This window comes from Streptomyces sp. NPDC051133 (assembly GCF_040682635.1).
In the GTDB taxonomy this organism is placed as follows: domain Bacteria; phylum Actinomycetota; class Actinomycetes; order Streptomycetales; family Streptomycetaceae; genus Streptomyces.
In genome coordinates this window covers 1-3,486 of the sequence record NZ_JBFBBK010000153.1, presented here as the reverse complement: position 1 = coordinate 3,486, position 3,486 = coordinate 1, and the positions used below count along the sequence as shown (strand labels likewise).

Genomic DNA, 3,486 nt, shown 5'->3' with positions numbered 1-3,486 from the left:
CGGGTGCGTGCCGCCGCTCCCCCAGCGGATCTCCGCTACTTGGGTCTCGGCCCCTCCTACGTGCGGGAGCAGGCCCGGGGGGCCCGATGGGCGCTGGTCAGCCGGCGCCCCTCTCTGATGCCAGCTGCCTCATGGCGGCCAGGATGCAGTCGCGCGGCACCAGGACCACGGACTCGTCCTCGCCGATCGAGGCGCCCACCTCGTTCATCCGCTCCGCCTCCGGCGCGGTCAAGAGGTGGAGCTTGCCGATGACGAGGAAGTCACCGTCCTCAAGCTCCAGGACGTCGGGGCAGTTACTCGCTCCGACGGACCCGCGCTCGGCGGGCGTCGATCCGATGCGGCGCATGAGACTCCTTGCGGTGACACGATCGCTGTTATGGACACCAATACGGACTGGGCGTACCGGGTGTTCGAACCCCACGGGTCCGAGGGCTGGCGCCCCTACGGCAGCGACCCCGAACGGTGGCACGGCGCGATCACCGCTCCCGACACGGACGAGGGCGCCAAGCACGCCATCGGCCGGATCGTCGGCGACCTCATGACCGAGTGGGAGCGGACCGGCCTGAGCCACGCTATGCACGTGCGGGTCTTCCTCTGGCACAACGAGGCGGGCGAGATGCAGGACGCCGACTTCGTCGTGGAGGTCCGGCCCCGGTCCGACTTCGACGCAGCATGACGTACGCGGCCCGCGTGAAGGAACTCAAGGACCAGTAACTCGCAGGGCTTGGTCAGGTTCGTATCGGCTCTGGCATGTTGCGGTGACAGGTGGGGCAGGCGCCGCCGGTCCAGACCGCGAGGAGTATCTGGAGTTCGCATGCGACCCGGTAGAGGCTCAGGCCGGCACCGTCTCTTTTGGGGATCGGGTCAGTCGCTGGAGGGTGCAGAAGGCGTGTGCGACGGAGACGAGGTTGACGTGGTGGTGCCAGCCTCGCCAGGTGCGGCCTTCGAAGTGGTCCAGGCTGAGGCCGTGTTTGGGTTGGCGGTAGTCGTGCTCGATGCGCCAGCGCAGTTTCGCGGTGTACGGGGGTGGTTCATGCGCGCCGTGCGCACCCAGCTGGTCAGAACATCGTGTTGTTGTTCTTGGAGCTGGGGGGAATGACCTGAAGCACATCCCAGTGCTCGACGATCTTTCCATCAGCGTCGAAGCGGAAGATGTCGATGCCAGCGTATTCCTCCTCCGGCCACACTTGGTGGCAGTGCAGGACGACGTGGTCGCCCTCGGCGAAGGCGCGCTTGAACTCCACCCGCTTGCCGGGGTACCCGGCGGTCATCCGCTCGAAGTAGTCGATGAAGGCCTGCTTGCCGTCGGCTACCTCCGGATTGTGCTGGATGTACGTGGCGCCCACGTACATCTCCAAGGCCTCCGCGGGACGGCACTGATTGAACATCAGGTCATAGAATGCCTTGGCCGTAGCCTTGTTACGTTCCAGGTCAGCATCGGACATGACGAGCACTATAGGACCCGCCAGTCTCACGACAGAACACTCCGACAACAACTCCTGAACAGCCAGATCCACGAGTCCTGACGATTACTAGCGGAACTGTTGGTGGCGCGGTGGTGCGATGCGCCGGACGACCGGCCAGTCCTCGCCGCTGACGTGCACGCGCAGGGTGGGGCGCTCGCCCGAGTTCGACCAAACGGAAGGGCGCCAAACACTCCGCAGACATGCATGGTTGAGCACCTCGATCCCCAGCCGCCGGACAACAACCCCCCTATGCAAGGGCCGCAAGCCGGGCGAACCTGCAATCCACACGCGCGTCTGCCTCAGCGACTTCCTTGGAGCCGCTGCTGGAGCACGAATCGTCCCGCAGGTTTTCCGGGCGCCGCAGGCACCGGCGGTGAACGCGGATTCTGAGCAGTTGGCGCAAGAGGCGGTCAACAGGCTGCTGCTGACCGGCCCGGACATCGCTAGCCCGCGGTCCGAGCCTATTGCGCAGCTTACGGCCGGTGTGTGTGCGTTAGCGATCGGTGCTGTAAGTATGCGCACGGCAGACCAACGCAAACATGCTGCCACCTGGCGCGGCCCCGGTGGGCGGGCGGCGGTGTTGCGCCGACGTTCGATCATGTCGCGGTGCACGGACCGGTCCGCCGGCCCCGCCCCCGCAGGATTGGCATCGTGCCGGACGGCAAGTGCCGTTATGCGGGGGCCAGTAGCATCCGGCAGCAATACCCCCGGTACAGGGAGCGTTCAGCCGTGGCCTTGAAGCTTGAGAACACCACGTCCATCCAGAGCGTGTGGGCGCAGCGATGTGCCGACGACCTCGCCGCCAACCGCAAGGAGCAGAGCGAGGTCACTGACCAGATCGCCCGTCTGCAGGAACGCCTCAACCAACTCCGAGGAGATGAGGAGTGGTTGATTAGGGCACAGGGAGCACTCCCCCTGCCACCCGTCGACGGCGAGGACTCAACCGACGGTGCCGCTGGAGAACCAGAGTCCGCAGGCGACGACCAGCCGCTCGCCGGGGGATCCGAAGGCGAGCCCACTGTCCCGGCTGAGACCGCCGATACCGCGGCAGCTACCTCTCCAGTCCCTCAGCCACGGCAGGAAGCGCAGGCCAAAGCCAGCCCGCCGGGGCCGACCTCGGGGAAGACAGCTGCTTCCAAGGCCAAGGCCGCCGCGACGAAGACGCAGGCGGGGAAGAAGAGCGCCACCAAGAGGACGACAGCGGCGAAGAAGAGCACCCCCAGGAAGGCGGCCGACGCAACGGCACAGCCGCCGCTGCACACGCTGGCCCTGCACATCCTCCAGGGAGCCCCAGGGCAGCCCCGCCTGGCACGCGAGGTACACGACGAGCTCCTGAAGCAGCACCCGGACCGGGCGGGGGTGTCCGTCCAGTCGGTGCGCAACACTCTGGACACCCTCTTCAGGAGGAAAATCATCGACAAGACCAACCAGCAGGGCTCGGCGATGTACACGGCGCCCGCCGCGAACACCACCACGGACACAAAGGCCGAGCAGAGGGCCGAGGCCCCCTCCCACGCCTAGGCAGTTTCGTTTGTCAGCCGATCGTTGGTCCCCCTGTGCCGTTACTGACGTTGTCGCCGTGGTGTCGTCAACGGGAGCCCTGTTTCAGCAAGGCATCCGTCGATGAGGTTGCTGCGGTACTGGATCTGGCGGAGCCCGTGTCGGAGCGTGTTGATGAGGTGGTCTGGGCCGGTGAAGGCGGTGTTGACCTGGCTGCTGCGTCGCAGCAGGGACCAGATGCCCTCGACGGGGTTGAGGTCGGGGGCGTAGGCCGGCAGGAAGTAGCAGGTGATCCAGTCGTGGGTGTCGATGAACTGCCGTAATCAGCGGTCCTTGTGGACGTTGAGGTTGTCCCACACGAGCACGATGGGTGCGCCGAGCTGCTCGAAACCGAAGGGGCGGCCTCTGTGCCCAGAGTGCTGGGCGGCCGTACGGAGCCTGACCTTCCAGCTCTCCGGCGCCCAGCTCGGCATCACGGTGACCAACCTGGTGGTCGGCATGCTCGCCGAACCGTCGATCG

At 66.3% G+C, this 3,486-nt stretch carries 4 protein-coding genes and 2 pseudogenes; 2 read left to right on the top strand and 4 right to left on the bottom strand.

The features are described from left to right. Positions 1-97 precede the first annotated feature (97 nt). A complete protein-coding gene (locus AB0N17_RS45685; RefSeq protein WP_366017587.1) occupies positions 98-346 on the bottom strand; it encodes a hypothetical protein in 249 nt (82 codons plus the stop codon). A 30-nt stretch (positions 347-376) separates the two neighbouring features. Here AB0N17_RS45685 and AB0N17_RS45680 point away from each other — a divergent pair, with 30 nt between their 5' ends. Beyond that, a complete protein-coding gene (locus tag AB0N17_RS45680; RefSeq protein WP_366017586.1) occupies positions 377-676 on the top strand; it encodes a hypothetical protein in 300 nt (99 codons plus the stop codon). 156 nt (positions 677-832) lie between these two features. On the opposite strand, the pseudogene AB0N17_RS45675 reads toward AB0N17_RS45680, so the two are convergent. Next, positions 833-1,015: pseudogene (locus AB0N17_RS45675) on the bottom strand (IS701 family transposase); the annotation flags it as partial. Positions 1,016-1,058: 43 nt separating this feature from the next. Then, the gene (locus AB0N17_RS45670) at positions 1,059-1,445 is read right to left on the bottom strand and encodes a nuclear transport factor 2 family protein (protein ID WP_366017585.1); all 387 of its coding nucleotides are present in this window, start codon (positions 1,443-1,445) and stop codon (positions 1,059-1,061) included. A 750-nt stretch (positions 1,446-2,195) separates the two neighbouring features. Between AB0N17_RS45670 and AB0N17_RS45665 the strand changes: the two genes are divergently transcribed. Beyond that, on the top strand, positions 2,196-2,987 hold the full coding sequence (locus AB0N17_RS45665; protein WP_366017584.1) for a hypothetical protein: 792 nt from the start codon (positions 2,196-2,198) through the stop codon (positions 2,985-2,987). Positions 2,988-3,028: 41 nt separating this feature from the next. On the opposite strand, the pseudogene AB0N17_RS45660 reads toward AB0N17_RS45665, so the two are convergent. Then, positions 3,029-3,352, bottom strand: a pseudogene (locus tag AB0N17_RS45660) (transposase); the annotation flags it as partial. Between the last annotated feature and the right edge of the window lie 134 nt (positions 3,353-3,486).

Coding starts and splice junctions, on each gene's coding strand:
- AB0N17_RS45685 (WP_366017587.1), bottom strand. CDS start 346: ATGCGCCGCATCGGATCGACGCCCGCCGAGCGCGGGTCCGTCGGAGCG.
- AB0N17_RS45680 (WP_366017586.1), top strand. CDS start 377: ATGGACACCAATACGGACTGGGCGTACCGGGTGTTCGAACCCCACGGG.
- AB0N17_RS45670 (WP_366017585.1), bottom strand. CDS start 1,445: ATGTCCGATGCTGACCTGGAACGTAACAAGGCTACGGCCAAGGCATTC.